Consider the following 19,056-nt stretch of genomic DNA (forward strand, 5'->3'; position numbering starts at 1 on the left):
TGATAATGGCATGAAAGCAGAAAACCCCTCTTCTTCAGCACATCAGTTCGTACGCGTTCGCCGCAGCGATGCCGTGCGTCGGTTGATCCAACGTGATAAAACGCCGCTGGCGGTGTTATTAATGGCGGCCGTTGTCGGCACGCTGGCGGGGCTGATCGGCGTCGCGTTTGAAAAAAGCGTCAACTGGGTGCAGAACCTGCGCATAGGCGCGCTGGTAGAGGTGGCAGACCACTGGTTTCTGGTCTGGCCGCTGGCCTTTATCCTCTCCGCTTTGCTGGCGATGGTGGGCTATTTTCTCGTCCGTCGTTTTGCGCCGGAAGCGGGCGGCTCCGGGATCCCGGAAATTGAAGGCGCGCTGGAGGAGCTGCGTCCCGTTCGCTGGTGGCGCGTATTGCCGGTGAAGTTTATCGGCGGCATGGGGACGCTGGGCGCGGGCATGGTGCTGGGGCGCGAAGGGCCGATGGTGCAGCTTGGGGGGAATCTTGGGCGCATGGTGGTGGACGTTTTTCGCATGCGCAGTCCGGAAGCTCGCCATACGCTGCTGGCGACCGGCGCCGCGGCGGGCCTCTCCGCCGCCTTTAACGCGCCGCTGGCCGGGATTCTGTTTATTATTGAAGAGATGCGCCCGCAGTTTCGCTACAACCTGATCTCCATTAAAGCCGTGTTTACCGGCGTCATTATGGCCACCATCGTTTTCCGTATCTTCAACGGCGATAAAGCGGTTATCGAGGTCGGTAAGCTCAGCAATGCGCCGGTCAACACCCTGTGGCTGTATTTGATCCTCGGAATGATTTTTGGCTGTATTGGCCCGCTGTTTAATACGCTGGTGCTGCGCACCCAGGATATGTTCCAGCGGATCCACGGCGGCAACATTAAAAAATGGGTGCTGATTGGCGGCCTGATCGGCGGAAGCTGCGGCGTGCTGGGGCTGATTCAGCCAGCGGCGTCCGGCGGCGGGTTTAACCTGATTCCCATCGCCGCGGCGGGCAATTTTTCCGTCGGCCTGCTGCTGTTTATTTTTATCGCGCGGGTGATTACCACGCTGCTTTGCTTCTCTTCCGGCGCGCCCGGCGGTATCTTTGCGCCGATGCTGGCGCTGGGGACGCTGCTGGGCACGGCGTTTGGCATGGCGGCGACGCCGCTGTTTCCGGCCTATCATCTGGATGCCGGCACCTTTGCCATCGCCGGGATGGGGGCGCTGCTCGCTGCCTCGGTTCGCGCGCCGTTGACCGGCATCGTGCTGGTGCTGGAGATGACCGATAACTATCAGCTCATTTTGCCAATGATTATTACCTGTCTCGGCGCAACACTATTGGCACAATTCCTCGGCGGTAAGCCTTTATACTCGACTATTCTGCAGCGCACCCTGGCAAAACAAAAGGCGGAACAGGAAGCAAAGGCGCAGCCGGTCGGCGGGGAGAATACTTGAACGATTTACTCGGGTATTGGATAATGGCTCAAAAGGTCGGGTTATTCTTTAACCGGTCAGAAGTATCAATGGGAGCATAAAATGAGTGATGACGTAGCGTTGCCGCTGGAGTTTACCGAAGCCGCGGCGATTAAAGTAAAAGACCTGATTGCGGATGAAGACAATCCGAACCTGAAACTGCGCGTGTACATCACCGGTGGTGGCTGCAGCGGTTTCCAGTACGGCTTTACCTTCGACGATCAGGTTAACGAAGGCGATATGACTATCGAGAAGCAGGGCGTCGGCCTGGTGGTTGACCCAATGAGCCTGCAGTATCTGGTCGGCGGCGCCGTCGATTATACCGAAGGTCTGGAAGGCTCGCGTTTTATCGTGACCAACCCGAATGCGAAAAGCACCTGCGGCTGCGGCTCCTCGTTCAGCGTCTAAAGATAGTGCGCCCGGGAGCCTCTTCTCCCCAGCCCTCTCATACAGCGAGAGGGCGCAAACGCTAAAAACGGTAACCTTAAGGTTACCGTTTTGCTTTTATTACCGTCCATTCTCATCAAGCGCGAACGTTGGCAGCTTCAGGTGCCAGCGGATGGCCGCCAGCCTGATGACCAGCGTGACCACCATACCTATCATCGCCGCGTTTTCTAACGGAACCTGAAAGGTGTAGTACGCCGTCGCATGCACGATGCCGCCAACGATGCAGGCTGTCGCGTAGATTTCCGTACGCAGTATCATCGGGATTTCACGCGCCAGCACGTCGCGGATGATCCCCCCGCCTACGCCGGTGACGACGCCCATGCAGACGGCCACCAGCGGTCCGCTATGGGCAAGAAAGGCTTTGTTGACGCCAATACCGACAAATACCGCCAGACCGACGGCGTCCAGCACCGGCAGCACCCATTTGGGTAACCGGCGCGGCTGGCGTACCAGCAGGATAGTGAACATGCTGGTGACCATCGCCACCACCAGATCGGTAGGGTCTTTAACCCAAAATACCGGGCCGTTAGCAAGGGCCATATCGCGAATGGTGCCGCCGCCCACCGCGGTCACCACGCCTAATACCAGCACGCCGAAAGGGTCCATGCGCAGCTTTCCAGCCAGCAGAACTCCGGAGATGGCAAACACGGCGGTGCCAATGATATCCAGCCAATAGACAAGCATCGTCAGTTCCCACTTAGAGTCTATCCCATTAGGTTATTTTATTTGCCAGTTTGGCCCCGGCAGTGCTCACAGCCCTCACGTACCACATGTACGCTCCGGGTGTTCCGCGCTGCCCGTGTTCAAACTGGCTGCAACAATTGCGCCTGGTGGGATAGCCTTTTAGCACCTGGGTTAGCAGGTGATTATTTTATCTGCTCGAGCGCAGTACAGAGTTGTTTTGCGGCGAGAATAATACGTGGGCTCGCGCGTTCAAACCAGTCGCCATGTAGCGCAATAAAAGAAATTTTTAGCTGATTCTGCCAATAGCGCTCAACGGCGGGAAGTTGACTGGCGTCGCCGGCGATGACAATGGCCTGCGGCTGCCTTGCCAGTACCTGTTCACGGCTCACCTGCGGCCAGGGAACCCGGCTGGCGGCAAAAATGTTTTCTCCCCCGCACAGCGTCAGAACCTGATCCTGAATCGAGCCTTTGCTGGTGGTAAAGAGAGGGTTAGCGCCGAACTGTAAAAAAACGCGTTTTTTCGGCTCGCTCGCGTAGCGGGTTTTTAAGGCCTGGTACGCGTCCTGCATTTTCTGCGCCGCTTGCCGCGCCTTTTCCGGCTGCGGGCTCCACTGCGCCAGCTGGCGAAGCGTTGCGATAATCTCTTCGATGGTCGATGTTTCGACCCAGAGGACTTTTATCCCGAGCGAGCTTAGCTGATTCACCTGGCGTTCAGCGTTACCGCCGCGCCACGCCAGCACCAGGTCGGGCTTAAGGGCGACGATGCGTTCCAGATTCATCCCCTGCCAGCTGGAGACCTGCTCTATCTTTGCGGCTTCCGGGGGGTAATCGGAATAGCTGCTGACGCCAACCGGCGTAATACCGGCGGCAAACGCCAGTTCAGTATTGGCGGGAGAGAGCGTAATCACCCGCGGCGCGGCGAAAAGCCACGCCGGGGCAAGCAGCATCAGGACGGCAAGCGCCGCGTTGAGCGACTTAGCCACGAGCCAGGTGCTGCACCAGGTTTTCCACCATCAGGGTGGATTGCTTCGCGGCAACGGCGAGAAACTCGTCGAAGCTCAGATGCGACTGCTGATCGGCAACATCGGAGATCGCGCGAACGACAACAAACGGTACGCCATAGTTGTGGCAGACGTGCGCGATGGCGGTGGCTTCCATTTCTACCGCGACGGCCTGCGGGAAGTTGTGGCGGATTTTGGCGAGACCAATGGAACCGTTGATGAATGCGTCGCCGCTGACAATGAGTCCGCGAACCGCATTAAGATTCAGCGCGCTGATGCAGGTCTCTGTGGCGGCAATCAGCTTATCATCGGCTTTGAAACCGGCAGGGCAGCCCGGCAGCTGGCCATACTCATAGCCAAACGCGGTGACGTCCGCGTCGTGATAGCGCGTTTCGTCGGAGACGACGATATCGCCAACCTTCAGGGTCGACGCGAGGCCGCCCGCAGAACCGGTGTTAATAATCACATCCGGCTTGCAGTGCTCCATCAGAAGGGTGGCGCCCATGGCGGCGGCGACTTTGCCAATGCCCGATTTCAACAAAGCGACATCAACGCCCTGCAGCTGGCCTGTGTAGATTTCGCTGCCGCCGATAGTGATGGTCTGGCGGTTGTCGATTTTGTCGCGCAGAAGGGTAACTTCTTCTTCCATTGCGCCAATAATACCGATTTTCATAGATTTACTCGCGATGTGTGGGTTTTAGCGGCATAGTCTATCATGCGCTTAGAAGGAAACGTTATTGCTCGCTCGGGGGAGATCATGGCTAAGATCGATTTTCGCAACAAGATTAACTGGCGTCGCCGCTACCGTTCACCGCAGGGCGTTGAGACGGAGCGTGAAATCCTGCGAATTTTCGAAAGCGATCGCGGACGCATCATCAACTCGCCGGCGATCCGCCGGCTGCAGCAAAAAACCCAGGTTTTCCCGCTGGAGCGCAATGCCGCGGTGCGGACGCGGCTGACCCACTCTCTGGAAGTTCAGCAGGTGGGCCGCTATATCGCCAAAGAGGTGCTGAGTCGTCTGAAAGAGCAGAAGCTGCTGGAAAGCTACGGGCTGGATGAGCTTACCGGGCCGTTCGAGAGCATTGTTGAAATGGCCTGCCTGATGCACGATATCGGCAATCCGCCATTTGGCCATTTTGGCGAGGCGGCAATTAATGATTGGTTCAGCCAGCGGCTTTTCCCCGGCGATGCGGCCAGCCAGCCGTTAACCGACGATCGCTGCGTGGTCGCGGCGCTGCGCCTGCAGGAAGGCGATAGCCAGCTGAATGAGCTGCGGCGTAAGGTTCGCCAGGACTTATGCTGGTTTGAAGGCAATGCGCAGGGTATACGCTTAGTGCATACGCTGATGCGCATGAATCTCACCTGGGCGCAGGTGGGCTGCATTCTAAAATATACGCGTCCGGCATGGTGGCGCGGGGAACCGCCGACCAGCCACAATTATTTAATGAAAAAACCTGGTTATTATTTAGCCGAAGAGGGCTATGTTGCGAGGTTGCGTAAAGAACTTGATCTGGCCCCTTACAATCGCTTCCCATTAACGTGGATTATGGAAGCTGCGGATGACATCTCATATTGCGTCGCCGACCTTGAAGATGCGGTAGAAAAACGCATCTTCAGCGTAGAGCAGCTTTATCAGCATCTCTATGAAGCCTGGGGTGTTCACGAAAAAGGCTCCTTGTTTAATCAGGTTGTCGAAAACGCCTGGGAGAAATCGCGTGCGAATTCTCTGAGCCGGAGTACCGAAGATCAGTTTTTTATGTATTTACGGGTTAATACGCTCAATAGGCTGGTACCCTACGCGGCGCGTCGGTTTATTGATAATCTGCCAAATATTTTTAGCGGCGATTTTAATCATGCGCTGCTGGAGGACGACAGCGATTGCAGTCAACTGCTTGAGCTTTATAAAAATGTTGCTGTAAAACATGTGTTTAGCCATCCTGATGTCGAACAGCTGGAACTTCAGGGCTATCGCGTTATTAGCGGTTTACTCGATATTTATCAGCCGTTGCTAAAATTATCGCTGGATGAGTTTAGTCTGCTGGTGGAAAAAGAGCGGGTGCGAAGTTTACCGATTGCATCACGTCTGTTCCAGAAGCTTTCGACTCGTCATCGATTGGCTTATATAGAAGCCGTAAATAAGATTTCGCGCAATAATCCGGAGTTTCCAGTGATGGAATATTATTATCGCTGTCGTCTCATTCAGGACTATATCAGCGGAATGACCGACTTGTATGCATGGGATGAATATCGACGATTGATGGCCGTAGAATAAGGGTGAGTTTTGTAAAGACGGACAATAAATTTTTACTTTTACCCAAACTTCATTCCGGAACTTCGCGCTATAAAATGACTCTGATAGTCACCAACACAGCAACTATTCGTTATCTGAAATCGAGATTGAAACCTATGAAAAAAACCACGTTAGCAATGAGTGCCCTGGCTCTGAGTTTAGGTCTGGCGTTGTCCCCTCTCTCTGCGAGCGCGGCGGAAACAGCTTCTTCGGCGACTAATGCGCAGCAGATGCCAAGCCTGGCGCCGATGCTGGAAAAAGTGATGCCGTCGGTCGTGAGCATTAACGTTGAGGGGAGCACCACCGTTAATACGCCGCGGATGCCGCGTAACTTCCAGCAGTTCTTTGGCGATAATTCGCCGTTCTGTCAGGATGGTTCTCCGTTCCAAAGCTCTCCGTTCTGTCAGGGCGGCGGGCAGGGCGGCGCGCCGGGTAGCGATGGCGGCCAGCAGCAGAAATTTATGGCCCTCGGTTCCGGGGTGATCATCGATGCAGCTAAAGGCTATGTCGTGACCAACAACCACGTAGTGGATAATGCGACTACTATCAAAGTTCAGCTCAGCGATGGCCGCAAGTTCGACGCGAAAGTGGTCGGCAAAGACCCGCGTTCTGATATTGCGCTGATTCAAATCCAGGATCCGAAAAACCTGAGCGCGATTAAGCTGGCGGACTCTGACGCCCTGCGCGTCGGCGATTACACCGTGGCGATCGGTAACCCGTTTGGCCTGGGCGAAACCGTGACCTCGGGGATCGTTTCCGCCCTTGGCCGTAGCGGTCTGAACGTTGAAAACTATGAAAACTTTATCCAGACCGATGCGGCGATCAACCGCGGTAACTCCGGCGGCGCGCTGGTTAACCTGAACGGCGAGCTGATCGGTATCAACACCGCGATTCTGGCGCCGGACGGCGGCAACATTGGTATCGGCTTCGCTATTCCGAGCAACATGGTGAAAAACCTGACCGATCAGATGGTCAAATTTGGCCAGGTTAAGCGCGGTGAGCTGGGCATCATGGGGACCGAGCTGAATTCCGAACTGGCGAAAGCGATGAAAGTTGACGCTCAGCGCGGCGCCTTCGTCAGCCAGGTGATGCCGAACTCTGCGGCCGCGAAAGCGGGGATTAAAGCCGGCGACGTGATTACCACGCTGAACGGTAAATCGATCAGCAGCTTTGCCGCGCTGCGCGCCCAGGTGGGTACCATGCCGATCGGCAGCAAAGTCGAGCTTGGCCTGCTGCGTGACGGTAAGCCGGTGACGGTGACCGTTGAGCTGCAGCAGAGCAATCAGAACCAGGTTGACTCAAGCACCATCTTCAACGGTATTGAAGGGGCGGAAATGAGCAACAAAGGCCAGGATAAAGGCGTCGTGGTGAGTAACGTGAAAGCGGGAACGCCGGCGGCGCAGATTGGCCTGAAGAAAGGCGATATTATCGTTGGCGCGAACCAGCAGCCGGTGAAAAATATTGCCGACCTGCGCAAAATTTTTGATGCCAAACCGTCGGTTCTGGCGCTGAATATCCAGCGCGGCGATACGTCGATTTATCTGCTGATGCAGTAATCCCTGACGGTTCGCAAAGCCCCTTTTCTCCTTGCGGAGGAAAGGGGCTTTTTTATTTCTGCCGACCCTTCCATTTTTCATTCTGTGATATCTTCCACAACTCCATATTTCTTAGCCCGGCTTTGTGCAAATGCACAATGCGGCGTGTTGCCAACTCTTTTATGCTGGTCGCCTGCTCACGGGAGGGTTACATGGCTGGCTGGCATCTTGATACCAAAATGGCGCAGGATATCGTGGTGCGTACGATGCGCATCATTGATACCAATATTAACGTAATGGATGCCCGCGGGCGCATTATCGGTAGCGGAGACCGCGAGCGAATTGGTGAATTGCACGAAGGCGCGCTATTAGTGCTTTCCCAGGGCCGCGTTGTCGATATTGATGATGCTGTTGCCCGACATCTGCACGGCGTACGCCAGGGGATCAACCTGCCGCTGCGTCTGGAAGGGGAGATCGTCGGCGTCATCGGCCTGACCGGCGAACCGGAGTCGCTGCGTAAATACGGTGAACTGGTATGTATGACCGCCGAGATGATGCTGGAACAATCGCGGCTGATGCATCTCCTGGCTCAGGATAGCCGTCTGCGCGAAGAGCTGGTTATGAACCTGATTCAGGCGGAAGAGAACACCCCGGCGCTGACCGAGTGGGCCCAGCGTCTGGGGATCGATCTCAACCAACCGCGCGTGGTGGCGATGATCGAAGTGGATAGCGGCCAGCTGGGCGTAGACAGTGCGATGGCGGAGCTGCAGCAGCTCCAGACCGCGTTGACCACGCCGGACCGTAATAATCTGGTGGCCATTGTCTCGCTGACGGAAATGGTGGTACTGAAGCCCGCGCTGAACGCCTTTGGCCGCTGGGATGCGGAAGATCACTGCAAACGGGTCGAGCAGCTCATTAGCAGGATGAAAGAGAACGGTCAGCTGCGTTTCCGCGTGGCGTTGGGGAACTTTTTTACCGGGCCGGGCAGTATCGCCCGTTCATACCGCACAGCCAGAACCACGATGATGGTCGGCAAGCAGCGGATGCCGGAGAGCCGTAGCTATTTTTACCAGGATTTGATGCTGCCGGTACTGCTGGATAGCCTGCGCGGCGGCTGGCAGGCTAATGAGCTGGCGCGCCCGCTGGTTCGCCTGAAGGCGATGGATAACAACGGTCTGCTGCGCCGCACCTTACAGGCATGGTTTCGTCACAATGTGCAGCCGCTGGCAACCTCAAAGGCGCTTTTTATTCACCGTAATACGCTGGAATACCGTTTGAACCGCATTTCTGAGCTGACGGGGCTGGATTTAGGCAATTTTGACGATCGTCTGCTGCTGTATATTGCGTTGCAGCTCGATGAGCAGAGATAGAATACCGTTCCCGGCCGGGAGGATTAACGCCGGGAACAGGGCTCAACTTATTTATTGCGCGTCAGTTTTTCCAGATCGGATTCGATTTCGCTGATCTTATTGGTCACCACGCTTTCGAGGTGACGCAGATCGTCGAGGATCTTACGTTTCAGATCGATTTCGGTGCGATCGCGCTGACAAATTTGATCCAGCTCGTCGATGATATAGCGTAGATTCGGGCTAATCTCCTGGACTTCTTTATATCCCTGGCCCACGCCGTCGGCGACAACGGTTTTGCGCTGACGCGGATATTTGAACTTGACGCTCTTGGCGAAGAATTCGCCTTTATCCTTCTGAAAGTAGATTTTCAGAATGTCGTTGTTGGCTTCCTGCCGCAGGCTATAGCGATCGATTTCATCAGGATTGGTAATACCAAGACTTTTCAGATTATCGTACATAACGGTACCTTTGATATCATCGTAATCTTTGAATAATTAACGAAAAAATCTATCTTCGCCAGCTTAATATATAAAAAAAGCGGGATGCCTCCCGCTTTTCATACTGCTTAGTCGATGGTACGCAGAAGTTCGTTGATTCCAACCTTGCCGCGGGTTTTGGCATCGACTTTTTTGACGATAACCGCACAGTAGAGGCTGTACTTGCCATCTTTTGACGGCAGATTGCCGGAAACGACGACGGAGCCTGCCGGAACGCGGCCGTAGAACACTTCACCGGTTTCGCGGTCGTAGATTTTGGTGCTCTGGCCGAGGTATACGCCCATAGAGATAACGGAACCCTCTTCGACGATGACGCCCTCAACGACTTCGGAACGCGCGCCGATAAAGCAGTTATCTTCGATAATGGTCGGGTTAGCCTGCAGCGGCTCCAGTACGCCACCGATGCCGACGCCGCCGGACAGGTGGACGTTTTTGCCGATCTGCGCGCAGGAACCCACGGTCGCCCAGGTATCAACCATCGAGCCTTCGTCAACGTAGGCGCCGATGTTCACATAGGACGGCATCAGAACCGTGTTGCGAGCGATATACGCCCCCTGACGAACGGCCGCCGGTGGAACGACGCGGAAACCTTCTTTCTGGAAACGCGCTTCATCATAATCCGCGAACTTCATAGGGACTTTATCGAAGTAGCGGCTTTCCGCACCATCGATAACCTGGTTATCGTTAATACGGAAAGAGAGCAGAACCGCTTTCTTCAGCCACTGATGGGTGATCCACTGGCCGTCAACTTTTTCAGCGACACGCAGCGCGCCGGAATCAAGCAGAGAAATCACCTGGTTAACCGCTTCGCGGGTTACGGTATCCACGTTTGCCGGCGTGATGTCGGCGCGACGCTCAAAAGCGGACTCAATAACGTTCTGTAATTGCTGCATTGTTTACTCTTTCCATTTACTTAAAAAAATACGTTACCCTTTATCGTTTGGATTGAGGGCCTCTGTCAACCGTTGTTGCACTTCTTGCTGTAGCTCATTATTAAGGGCGCGCCGGTCTGCGGTGGCGATTATAAATAAATCTTCTACTCGCTCACCAATTGTCGTAATTCGCGCGCCGTGGAGCGAAATTCCGAGGTCGGCAAACACCTGGCCGACGCGCGCTAACAGACCCGGCTGGTCGAGAGCAATCAGCTCAAGAAAGGATTTCCGGTCGGTATGCGTCGGCAGGAAATTCACCTCCGTCGGCACGGAAAAATGCCTCAGCTTCGCCGCCTGACGACGGGGCGCCGGCGGCTGCCAGCTGCGCTGGCTGATGGTCTGTTCCAGGCCCAAGCGGATCATTTCGTGCCTGTCGGCGGAAAGCGGGCTGCCGTCCGGCTCAAGGACAATAAAGGTATCCATCGCCATGCCGTCGCGAGTGGTGAAGATCTGCGCATCGTGAACGCTAAGATTACGTCGATCCAGCTCGCCGCAAACGGCGGCGAAGAGGTAAGGACGATCCGGACTCCAGATGAAGATCTCGGTGCCCCCGCGCGAGGCGTGGGAACTGAGCAGGATCATCGGCTTGCTGAGATCGTGCCGCAGCAGATTGCGCGCATGCCAGGCGAGCTGGTTTGGCGTATGGCGCACAAAGTAGTTGGCGCGGCAGCGGTTCCAGATTTGGTGCAGCGCCTGTTCATTAATATTTTCCATCCGCAGCAGCGCCAGCGCCTGTAGCTGGTGGTGACGCACCCGCTCGCGCATATCCGGCGTGTTTTGCATCCCCCGGCGCAGCTGTTTTTCGGTGGCGAAATAGAGTTCGCGCAGCAGGCTCTGCTTCCAACTGTTCCACAGGTTTTCGTTGGTGGCGCAGATATCGGCGACGGTCAGGCAGACCAGGTAGTGCAGACGGTTCTCCGTTTGCACCTCTTCGGCAAACTGCTTGATCACTTCCGGATCCTGAATATCGCGACGCTGGGCGGTGACCGACATCAGCAGATGATGACGCACTAGCCACGCCACCAGCTGGGTTTCGCGCGAGTTAAGACCGTGAAGCTCGGCGAATTTCAGCACGTCCTGCGCGCCGAGAATAGAATGGTCGCCGCCGCGTCCTTTCGCGATATCGTGGAAGAGGGCGGCGATAAGGATCAGCTCCGGATGCGTCAGGCGCGGCCAAAGTTCAACGCACAGCGGATGGCGGCTGCGGGTCTCTTCTTTGGCGAAGCTCTCAAGCTTAAGCAGCACGCGGATCGTGTGTTCATCAACGGTATAGGCGTGAAACAGGTCAAACTGCATCTGACCGACAATATGCGACCATTGCGGCATATAGGCCCATAGCACGCTATGGCGGTGCATCGGCAGCAGCCCCCGGCTGACCGCGCCCTGATGGCGCAGCATGCTGAGGAACAGGGTCCGCGCTTCCGGAATATAGCAAAGCGGCTGCGTCAGATGACGACGGGCGTGGCGCAGGTGGCGAAGCGTGGTGGAGTAGATGCCGGTAATGCTGCTGTTACGCACCATCATAAAGAACATGCGCAGAATCGCCTGCGGTTCGCGGATGAACAGCGTGTCATCGCGCAGATCGATTAGCGTGCCGCGCAGCTGAAAATCATCATCAATCGGCCGCGGCTTCTCATCCTCGGTGAGCGCCAGAATCGCCTCTTCGAACAGCTGGATCAGCATTTGGTTCAGCTCGCTCACCCGGCGGGTGACGCGAAAGAAATCCTTCATCATATGCTCAATCGGCTGGTTGCTTTCGCCTTCGTAACGCAGGCGACGGGCGACGCTGAACTGCCTGTCGAACAGCAGGCGATTATCGTAGCGGTTGAGCTCCAGATGCAGCGCAAAGCGAATGCGCCACAGCTGATGCAGGCATTCGTTAAGCTCGTTGCGCTCGGCTTCGGTCAGGAAACCGAAGCCGACCATTTCATCAAGCGAGGTGGCGCCGAAATGGCGGCGCGCGATCCACTGCAGGGTGTGAATATCGCGCAAGCCGCCGGGGCTGCTTTTCACGTCCGGCTCGAGGTTATAGCTGGTCCCGTGATAGCGCTGATGGCGTACATTCTGCTCTTCGACTTTTGCCGCAAAGAACTTTTCCGATGGCCAGAAGCCGTCGCTGAATATGTGTTTTTGCAGTTCAAGGAACAGCGCAACGTCGCCAATAAGCAGACGCGATTCAATCAGGTTAGTGGCGACGCTGAGGTCCGACAGCCCCTCCAGCAGGCACTCTTCGAGGGTGCGCACGCTGTGGCCGACTTCCAGCTTGATATCCCACAGCAGCGTCAGCAGCTCGCCGACCTTCTGCGCCTGCTCATCGGGCAGCTTTTTACGGCTCAGGATAAGCAGGTCGATATCGGAAAGCGGGTGCAGTTCGCCGCGGCCGTAACCGCCGACGGCGACCAGCGCGATGTCGTTCATCGACCCGAACCCGTACTCGACCCATAACCGCTGAAGCAGCTGATCGATAAATTCGGTGCGCGCCTCAATCAATCTCTCTGCGGCGATGCCGTGGTCAAATGCTTCGCCCAGCCAGCGCTGAAAAGCGTCGATGTGCGCCTTGATAGCCGCGCAGTTGAAGTCGCTCTGCGGCCAGCGGCCCGGATTCGCCGGCTGGTCGGCCAGGGCAGGGGAGACAGTATCAGATAAAGAGTTGCTCATCGCGCCACCATAATAAAAAACTATCACCCATAAAAAATCGCCGGGAGCGATTTTTAACGTCGCTTGCGGCGGCCCACAGGGTGCTCGTCATAAAAAAGCCGGCTGGCGCCGGCTTTTCATCATTCGTTGTGCGAGATTATCGCCGGGATGGTGTCATCCTTGCGTAACGTCAGTATTTCGCAGCCGCTGTCTGTCACCACAATAGTATGCTCATACTGCGCAGACAAGCTCCGGTCTTTGGTTTTTACCGTCCAGCCGTCTTTCATACTGCGGATCTCTTTTTTACCCGCGTTGACCATCGGTTCAATGGTAAAGGTCATGCCGGGTTTGAGCACCACGTTGGTTTCCGGGGAGTCGTAATGCAGCACCTGCGGTTCTTCATGGAAACCGCGGCCGATACCGTGGCCGCAGTACTCGCGCACGACGGAGAAACCTTCGGCTTCAACGTATTTCTGGATAGCCGCGCCGATAGCGCGCAGATTAACGCCCGGTTTGACCATTTTCAGGGCCAGATAGAGGCTTTCCTGGGTAATGCGGCACAGGCGCTCGCCCAGAATGGTCGGTTTACCGACGATAAACATCTTCGAGGTATCACCGTGGAAATCATCTTTAATGACGGTGACGTCAATGTTGACGATATCGCCATCTTTCAGCAGCTTGCCATCGTCCGGGATCCCGTGGCACACCACTTCATTAATAGAGATGCAGACGGATTTCGGGAAGCCGTGGTAGCCCAGGCAGGCGGATACGGCTTTTTGTTCGTTAACGATATAATCGTTGCAGATGCGATCCAGTTCGCCGGTGCTGACGCCCGGTTTTACGTAGGGTTCGATCATTTCCAGCACTTCAGCGGCCAGGCGGCCGGCAACGCGCATTTTTTCGATGTCTTCAGATGTCTTGATAGAAATAGCCATGGATTGTGTCCAGCAGTGTCGATTTTTTCGACAATAATAGATTATGTCTGAACAATGTTAACAGTCCGGGCGTCCTGCTGCCAAATTGAGAATCATTAGCAGCACGCGACGTCAACAACAGTTGGTGTCTGGTCCTGTTTTGTGGTATAAAGCGCGCCGGACTTCTGTTCCATTCTCAGATACACAAGATGGACTGAAGCGACAAATCTCACTTTGTGTAACAACACACACGTATCGGCACATATTCCGGGGTGCCCTTTGGGGTCGGTAATATGGGATACGTGGAGGCATAACCCCAACTTTTATCTATAGAGGTTTTAAACATGGCAACTGTTTCCATGCGCGACATGCTCAAGGCTGGTGTTCACTTTGGTCACCAGACCCGTTACTGGAACCCGAAAATGAAGCCTTTCATCTTCGGCGCGCGTAACAAAGTTCACATCATCAACCTTGAGAAAACTGTACCGATGTTCAACGAAGCTCTGGCTGAACTGAACAAGATCTCTTCTCGCAAAGGCAAAATCCTTTTCGTTGGTACTAAGCGCGCTGCAAGCGAAGCGGTAAAAGACGCTGCTAACAGCTGCGACCAGTTCTTCGTGAACCATCGCTGGCTGGGCGGTATGCTGACTAACTGGAAAACCGTTCGTCAGTCTATCAAACGTCTGAAAGACCTGGAAACTCAGTCCCAGGACGGTACTTTCGACAAGCTGACCAAGAAAGAAGCGCTGATGCGCACTCGTGAGCTGGACAAGCTGGAAAACAGCCTGGGCGGTATCAAAGACATGGGCGGCCTGCCGGACGCGCTGTTCGTTATCGACGCTGACCACGAGCACATCGCAATCAAAGAAGCAAACAACCTGGGTATTCCGGTATTTGCTATCGTTGATACTAACTCCGATCCGGACGGCGTTGACTTCGTTATCCCGGGTAACGACGACGCAATCCGTGCAGTTAGCCTGTACCTGAGCGCTGTTGCTGCTACCGTTCGTGAAGGCCGTTCTCAGGATCTGGCTTCTCAGGCGGAAGAAAGCTTCGTAGAAGCTGAATAATAAGGCATACCCTTATTTAGTACCGTGTATAAATAGGGGCCTCTTAGCGGCCCCTTTTTCACTTTCAAATCTGTCTGGTTCCTGGAACCGGGCCGATCATATCTCCCGAGGAATAAAGAATGGCTGAAATTACCGCATCCCTGGTAAAAGAGCTGCGCGAGCGTACTGGCGCAGGCATGATGGATTGCAAAAAAGCGCTGACTGAAGCGAACGGCGACATCGAGCTGGCAATCGAAAACATGCGTAAATCCGGTGCTATTAAAGCAGCGAAAAAAGCGGGCAACGTTGCCGCTGACGGCGTGATCATCACTAAAATCGATGGCACCTACGGCATCATTCTGGAAGTTAACTGCCAGACTGACTTCGTGGCTAAAGATGGTGGCTTCCAGGCATTTGCAAACAAAGTTCTGGATGCAGCTGTTGCAGGCAAAATCACCGACGTTGAAGTTCTGAAAGCACAGTTCGAAGAAGAACGCGTTGCGCTGGTTGCTAAAATCGGTGAGAACATCAACATCCGTCGCGTTTCTTCCCTGGAAGGCGAAGTTCTGGGCTCTTACCAGCACGGCGCGCGTATCGGTGTTCTGGTTGCCGCTAAAGGCGCGAGCGAAGAGCTGGTTAAACAGCTGGCTATGCACATCGCTGCAAGCAAGCCTGAATTCGTTAAGCCGGAAGACGTTTCCGCTGAAGTGGTCGAAAAAGAGTACCAGGTTCAGCTGGACATCGCCATGCAGTCTGGCAAGCCGAAAGAAATCGCAGAAAAAATGGTTGAAGGCCGCATGAAGAAATTCACCGGCGAAGTTTCTCTGACCGGCCAGCCGTTCGTTATGGACCCGAGCAAATCTGTTGCTCAGCTGCTGAAAGAGCACAACGCTGACGTGACTGGCTTCATCCGCTTTGAAGTGGGCGAAGGCATTGAGAAAGTTGAGACTGACTTTGCAGCAGAAGTTGCTGCGATGTCCAAGCAGTCTTAATTTTCAAAAGGAGCCGCCTGAGGGCGGCTTCTTTTTGCGCCTAATGTGTAAATTCAGCCAACCGCTATAGTGGGTACGCTGAAAAGCGACGTACAATGTCGCCAGAATTAACTCATCTCATTCGTTGACAGTCTCAGGAAAGAAACATGGCTACCAATGCAAAACCCGTCTACAAACGTATTCTGCTTAAGTTAAGTGGCGAAGCTCTGCAAGGTTCAGAAGGCTTCGGTATTGATGCGAGCATACTTGACCGCATGGCTCAGGAAATCAAAGAACTGGTTGAGCTGGGTATTCAGGTTGGCGTAGTGATTGGTGGCGGTAACCTTTTCCGTGGTGCTGGTCTGGCGAAAGCGGGCATGAACCGCGTTGTGGGCGACCACATGGGCATGCTGGCAACGGTCATGAATGGCCTTGCAATGCGTGATGCACTTCATCGCGCCTATGTGAACGCCCGCCTGATGTCAGCGATTCCGCTGAATGGCGTGTGTGATAACTACAGCTGGGCGGAAGCTATCAGCCTGCTGCGTAACAACCGCGTGGTGATTCTTTCCGCGGGTACCGGCAACCCATTCTTTACCACCGATTCCGCTGCCTGCCTGCGCGGCATTGAAATTGAAGCCGATGTGGTACTGAAAGCCACCAAAGTCGACGGTGTATTTACCGCCGACCCGGCCAAAGATCCTTCCGCAACGATGTACGATCAGCTGACCTACAGCGAAGTACTGGATAAAGAGCTGAAAGTGATGGATCTTGCGGCCTTTACCCTGGCGCGTGACCACAAACTGCCGATTCGCGTATTCAATATGAATAAGCCTGGCGCGCTGCGCCGAGTGGTGATGGGTGAAAAAGAAGGCACATTAATTACTGAGTAATTCCCGTTAGCGTCAAATGCGGGTAATATTCGGCCTTACTTTTTCGGGTTTTTTGACCCGATGGTTTTCAACATGCTCTGTGGATGGAATGCTGCGGCTGACCCGCAGCCTGAAAGACGCTGAGCATAAACATGACTATACTTAGCTCACTTTTGCAGTGGGCGACCGTCTGGTCTGTCTGAGACAAGTTTTCAAGGATTCGTAACGTGATTAGCGATATCAGAAAAGATGCTGAAGTACGCATGGACAAATGCGTTGAAGCGTTCAAAACCCAAATCAGCAAAATACGCACGGGTCGTGCTTCTCCCAGCCTGCTGGATGGCATTATCGTGGAATACTACGGCACGCCGACTCCGCTGCGTCAGCTGGCTAGCGTAACGGTAGAAGACTCCCGCACGCTGAAGATCAACGTCTTCGATCGCTCCATGAGCCCGGCCGTTGAAAAAGCGATTATGGCTTCCGACCTCGGTCTGAACCCAAGCTCTGCGGGCAGCGATATCCGCGTTCCGCTGCCGCCGCTGACCGAAGAGCGTCGTAAAGATCTGACCAAAATCGTGCGTGGCGAAGCTGAACAGGCGCGCGTTGCCGTACGTAACGTTCGTCGCGATGCCAACGACAAAGTCAAAGCGCTGCTGAAAGAGAAAGAGATCAGCGAAGATGACGATCGCCGCTCTCAGGAAGATGTGCAGAAAATGACTGATGCTGCTATCAAGAAAGTTGATGCGGCGCTGGCGGATAAAGAAGCGGAACTGATGCAGTTCTGATTCTCTGCCGACACGCAGGTCTGACGATCGGCCTGCGTAAAATCTGAAACGCCGTACAGGAGACCGTACGCTCAATTTTCGGGATTGCGTTTAGACGGCTGGCCTTGTAGCCTTTGGCGCCATGTCAAAGGCCTTGCGCCTCCGCTCTGTCAACCGATAATTGATGCATAAGGGTTTGCTGGCGGCGTTTTGCTTTTTATCCTGTCTTCATTATTCTGGACGCCTCATGAAGCAATTAACCATTCTTGGTTCGACCGGTTCTATCGGCTGCAGCACGCTGGATGTGGTGCGCCATAATCCTGATAGCTTTTCTATCACCGCGCTGGTCGCCGGGAAAAATGTCGACCGTATGGTTGAACAATGTCTGGAATTCTCCCCTCGTTACGCGGTAATGGACGATGCGCACAGCGCGGAGCTGCTGCGTGCGCAACTGCGCGAGCAGGGCTGCCGAACGGAAGTCATGAGCGGCCAGCAGGCGGCGGCAGAAGTGGCGGCGCTGGACGAGGTTGAGCAGGTGATGGCGGCGATAGTCGGCGCAGCAGGCCTGGTGCCGACGCTCTCAGCCATTCGTGCGGGTAAAACGGTGCTGCTGGCGAACAAAGAGTCGCTGGTGACCTGTGGCCGTCTGTTTATGGAGGCCGTGCAGCAGTACGGCGCACGATTGTTACCGGTTGATAGTGAGCATAATGCGATTTTTCAGAGTATGCCGGAAACAATTCAACATAATCTGGGATACGCTGATTTAACCCAGAACGGCGTGGCGTCGATTCTGCTCACCGGCTCCGGCGGTCCCTTCCGGGAAACGGCGATTTCTGAACTGGCGGCAATGACTCCCGATCGGGCATGCAAGCATCCAAACTGGTCGATGGGGCGCAAAATATCTGTCGATTCGGCCACCATGATGAACAAAGGGCTGGAGTATATCGAAGCCCGCTGGCTGTTCAACGCCTCGGCGCAGCAGATGGAAGTCCTGATTCATCCACAATCGGTGATTCACTCGATGGTACGATATCAGGATGGCAGCGTCCTGGCGCAGCTCGGCGAGCCGGATATGCGTACGCCGATTGCCCACACGATGGGCTGGCCAAAACGCCTTAATTCTGGGGTGAAACCGCTGGATTTCTGTCAGTTGAGCACTCTGAGCTTCTCGGCACCGGATTACGGCCGTTACCCCTGTCTGAAGCTGGCCATGGAGGCTTTTGATGTCGGTCAGGCGGCGACCACGGCGCTGAATGCGGCGAATGAAGTTTCGGTCGCGGCGTTTCTGAACGGGGATATTCGCTTTACCGATATTGCGGCGATAAATCAGGCGGTGCTGGATCAACAGGCGTTAAATGAGCCGCAAAGTATTGATGAAGTGCTGGCTATTGATGCGATGGCCCGGGTAAGCGCAGGTCAGCTCCTGACGGCGTGGCGCAAATTCTGATACGCGTTGTGATATTTGTGGGCGCTGTGCTTCAGTGATATAGTCTGCGCCATCCGATCGTTGCATTTTGGTGTGAAAGATTACGGTGGCCGTGGCAAGACACGGCTTTTTTGCGTAAAGCTTTTGGTTGTTCTCTGCGATTGGCCGTAGCTCCGGCACCGGATAAAAATGCGTATCCAGCGCTGACCGGTGGCCCGTGTTTAGTAGCTTAGCTAATCCT

At 54.9% G+C, this 19,056-nt stretch carries 17 protein-coding genes; 10 read left to right on the forward strand and 7 right to left on the reverse strand.

Annotated features, from left to right (window positions below; genetic code table 11):
• Window positions 1-10 precede the first annotated feature (10 nt).
• Entirely contained in the window at window positions 11-1,429 is a 1,419-nt protein-coding gene (clcA, locus tag HMPREF1144_RS26980; protein WP_042928605.1) for a H(+)/Cl(-) exchange transporter ClcA, read from the forward strand.
• Between the two features lie 81 nt (window positions 1,430-1,510).
• Window positions 1,511-1,855, forward strand: a complete 345-nt coding sequence (erpA, locus tag HMPREF1144_RS26985; RefSeq protein WP_004098733.1) for an iron-sulfur cluster insertion protein ErpA — start codon at window positions 1,511-1,513, stop codon at window positions 1,853-1,855.
• 99 nt (window positions 1,856-1,954) lie between these two features.
• Here the strand turns inward: erpA and HMPREF1144_RS26990 are convergent, their stop codons facing one another.
• The 3 genes from HMPREF1144_RS26990 to mtnN form a co-directional block, all read right to left on the reverse strand.
• Window positions 1,955-2,578 (reverse strand): TRIC cation channel family protein, encoded by a 624-nt coding sequence (locus HMPREF1144_RS26990; protein ID WP_009654554.1) that lies wholly within the window; start codon window positions 2,576-2,578, stop codon window positions 1,955-1,957.
• A gap of 182 nt (window positions 2,579-2,760) precedes the next feature.
• Entirely contained in the window at window positions 2,761-3,561 is an 801-nt protein-coding gene (gene btuF / locus HMPREF1144_RS26995) for a vitamin B12 ABC transporter substrate-binding protein BtuF (protein ID WP_004098736.1), read from the reverse strand.
• Window positions 3,554-4,252 (reverse strand): 5'-methylthioadenosine/S-adenosylhomocysteine nucleosidase, encoded by a 699-nt coding sequence (mtnN, locus tag HMPREF1144_RS27000; protein ID WP_009654558.1) that lies wholly within the window; start codon window positions 4,250-4,252, stop codon window positions 3,554-3,556. Before mtnN ends, btuF begins: the two co-directional genes overlap by 8 nt.
• Before the next feature lie 84 nt (window positions 4,253-4,336).
• Between mtnN and dgt the strand changes: the two genes are divergently transcribed.
• From dgt to cdaR, 3 genes are all read left to right on the forward strand, one after another.
• On the forward strand, window positions 4,337-5,851 hold the full coding sequence (gene dgt / locus HMPREF1144_RS27005) for a dGTPase (RefSeq protein ID WP_009654576.1): 1,515 nt from the start codon (window positions 4,337-4,339) through the stop codon (window positions 5,849-5,851).
• A gap of 134 nt (window positions 5,852-5,985) precedes the next feature.
• Window positions 5,986-7,425: a serine endoprotease DegP gene (gene degP, locus HMPREF1144_RS27010; RefSeq protein WP_004098740.1), complete on the forward strand. Its 1,440-nt coding sequence runs from the start codon at window positions 5,986-5,988 to the stop codon at window positions 7,423-7,425.
• Window positions 7,426-7,616: 191 nt separating this feature from the next.
• Complete coding sequence (cdaR, locus tag HMPREF1144_RS27015) at window positions 7,617-8,774, forward strand: DNA-binding transcriptional regulator CdaR (protein ID WP_009654589.1); 1,158 nt, start codon at window positions 7,617-7,619, stop codon at window positions 8,772-8,774.
• Between the two features lie 47 nt (window positions 8,775-8,821).
• On the opposite strand, the gene HMPREF1144_RS27020 is transcribed toward cdaR, so the two are convergent.
• The 4 genes from HMPREF1144_RS27020 to map all read right to left on the reverse strand — a co-directional run bounded on the left by HMPREF1144_RS27020 (window position 8,822) and on the right by map (window position 13,754).
• Complete coding sequence (locus HMPREF1144_RS27020; protein ID WP_004098742.1) at window positions 8,822-9,211, reverse strand: DUF3461 family protein; 390 nt, start codon at window positions 9,209-9,211, stop codon at window positions 8,822-8,824.
• 107 nt (window positions 9,212-9,318) lie between these two features.
• Window positions 9,319-10,143 (reverse strand): 2,3,4,5-tetrahydropyridine-2,6-dicarboxylate N-succinyltransferase, encoded by an 825-nt coding sequence (gene dapD, locus HMPREF1144_RS27025; protein WP_009654545.1) that lies wholly within the window; start codon window positions 10,141-10,143, stop codon window positions 9,319-9,321.
• Between the two features lie 33 nt (window positions 10,144-10,176).
• Window positions 10,177-12,840 carry a bifunctional uridylyltransferase/uridylyl-removing protein GlnD gene (glnD, locus tag HMPREF1144_RS27030; protein WP_004098744.1) on the reverse strand — a complete coding sequence of 888 codons (2,664 nt, stop codon included), beginning with the start codon at window positions 12,838-12,840 and terminating at the stop codon, window positions 10,177-10,179.
• A gap of 119 nt (window positions 12,841-12,959) precedes the next feature.
• Window positions 12,960-13,754: a type I methionyl aminopeptidase gene (map, locus tag HMPREF1144_RS27035; protein ID WP_004098745.1), complete on the reverse strand. Its 795-nt coding sequence runs from the start codon at window positions 13,752-13,754 to the stop codon at window positions 12,960-12,962.
• A gap of 323 nt (window positions 13,755-14,077) precedes the next feature.
• Between map and rpsB the strand changes: the two genes are divergently transcribed.
• From rpsB to ispC, 5 genes are all read left to right on the forward strand, one after another.
• Window positions 14,078-14,803, forward strand: coding sequence for a 30S ribosomal protein S2 (gene rpsB, locus HMPREF1144_RS27040; RefSeq protein ID WP_003856207.1), 726 nt, complete (start codon window positions 14,078-14,080; stop codon window positions 14,801-14,803).
• 119 nt (window positions 14,804-14,922) lie between these two features.
• A complete protein-coding gene (gene tsf, locus HMPREF1144_RS27045; protein WP_004098746.1) occupies window positions 14,923-15,774 on the forward strand; it encodes a translation elongation factor Ts in 852 nt (283 codons plus the stop codon).
• A 146-nt stretch (window positions 15,775-15,920) separates the two neighbouring features.
• Window positions 15,921-16,646 carry a UMP kinase gene (gene pyrH / locus HMPREF1144_RS27050; protein WP_004098747.1) on the forward strand — a complete coding sequence of 242 codons (726 nt, stop codon included), beginning with the start codon at window positions 15,921-15,923 and terminating at the stop codon, window positions 16,644-16,646.
• Between the two features lie 206 nt (window positions 16,647-16,852).
• Window positions 16,853-17,410, forward strand: a complete 558-nt coding sequence (gene frr / locus HMPREF1144_RS27055; protein WP_004098748.1) for a ribosome recycling factor — start codon at window positions 16,853-16,855, stop codon at window positions 17,408-17,410.
• A gap of 226 nt (window positions 17,411-17,636) precedes the next feature.
• Entirely contained in the window at window positions 17,637-18,836 is a 1,200-nt protein-coding gene (gene ispC, locus HMPREF1144_RS27060) for a 1-deoxy-D-xylulose-5-phosphate reductoisomerase (protein WP_004098749.1), read from the forward strand.
• Window positions 18,837-19,056: the final 220 nt, after the last annotated feature.

Source organism: Klebsiella sp. OBRC7 (assembly GCF_000293135.1).
In the GTDB taxonomy this organism is placed as follows: domain Bacteria; phylum Pseudomonadota; class Gammaproteobacteria; order Enterobacterales; family Enterobacteriaceae; genus Klebsiella; species Klebsiella michiganensis.

Coding starts and splice junctions, on each gene's coding strand:
- HMPREF1144_RS27020 (WP_004098742.1), bottom strand. CDS start 9,211: ATGTACGATAATCTGAAAAGTCTTGGTATTACCAATCCTGATGAAATC.
- map (WP_004098745.1), bottom strand. CDS start 13,754: ATGGCTATTTCTATCAAGACATCTGAAGACATCGAAAAAATGCGCGTT.
- HMPREF1144_RS26990 (WP_009654554.1), bottom strand. CDS start 2,578: ATGCTTGTCTATTGGCTGGATATCATTGGCACCGCCGTGTTTGCCATC.
- degP (WP_004098740.1), top strand. CDS start 5,986: ATGAAAAAAACCACGTTAGCAATGAGTGCCCTGGCTCTGAGTTTAGGT.
- rpsB (WP_003856207.1), top strand. CDS start 14,078: ATGGCAACTGTTTCCATGCGCGACATGCTCAAGGCTGGTGTTCACTTT.
- dgt (WP_009654576.1), top strand. CDS start 4,337: ATGGCTAAGATCGATTTTCGCAACAAGATTAACTGGCGTCGCCGCTAC.
- cdaR (WP_009654589.1), top strand. CDS start 7,617: ATGGCTGGCTGGCATCTTGATACCAAAATGGCGCAGGATATCGTGGTG.
- mtnN (WP_009654558.1), bottom strand. CDS start 4,252: ATGAAAATCGGTATTATTGGCGCAATGGAAGAAGAAGTTACCCTTCTG.
- glnD (WP_004098744.1), bottom strand. CDS start 12,840: ATGAGCAACTCTTTATCTGATACTGTCTCCCCTGCCCTGGCCGACCAG.
- erpA (WP_004098733.1), top strand. CDS start 1,511: ATGAGTGATGACGTAGCGTTGCCGCTGGAGTTTACCGAAGCCGCGGCG.
- pyrH (WP_004098747.1), top strand. CDS start 15,921: ATGGCTACCAATGCAAAACCCGTCTACAAACGTATTCTGCTTAAGTTA.
- dapD (WP_009654545.1), bottom strand. CDS start 10,143: ATGCAGCAATTACAGAACGTTATTGAGTCCGCTTTTGAGCGTCGCGCC.
- ispC (WP_004098749.1), top strand. CDS start 17,637: ATGAAGCAATTAACCATTCTTGGTTCGACCGGTTCTATCGGCTGCAGC.
- tsf (WP_004098746.1), top strand. CDS start 14,923: ATGGCTGAAATTACCGCATCCCTGGTAAAAGAGCTGCGCGAGCGTACT.
- clcA (WP_042928605.1), top strand. CDS start 11: ATGAAAGCAGAAAACCCCTCTTCTTCAGCACATCAGTTCGTACGCGTT.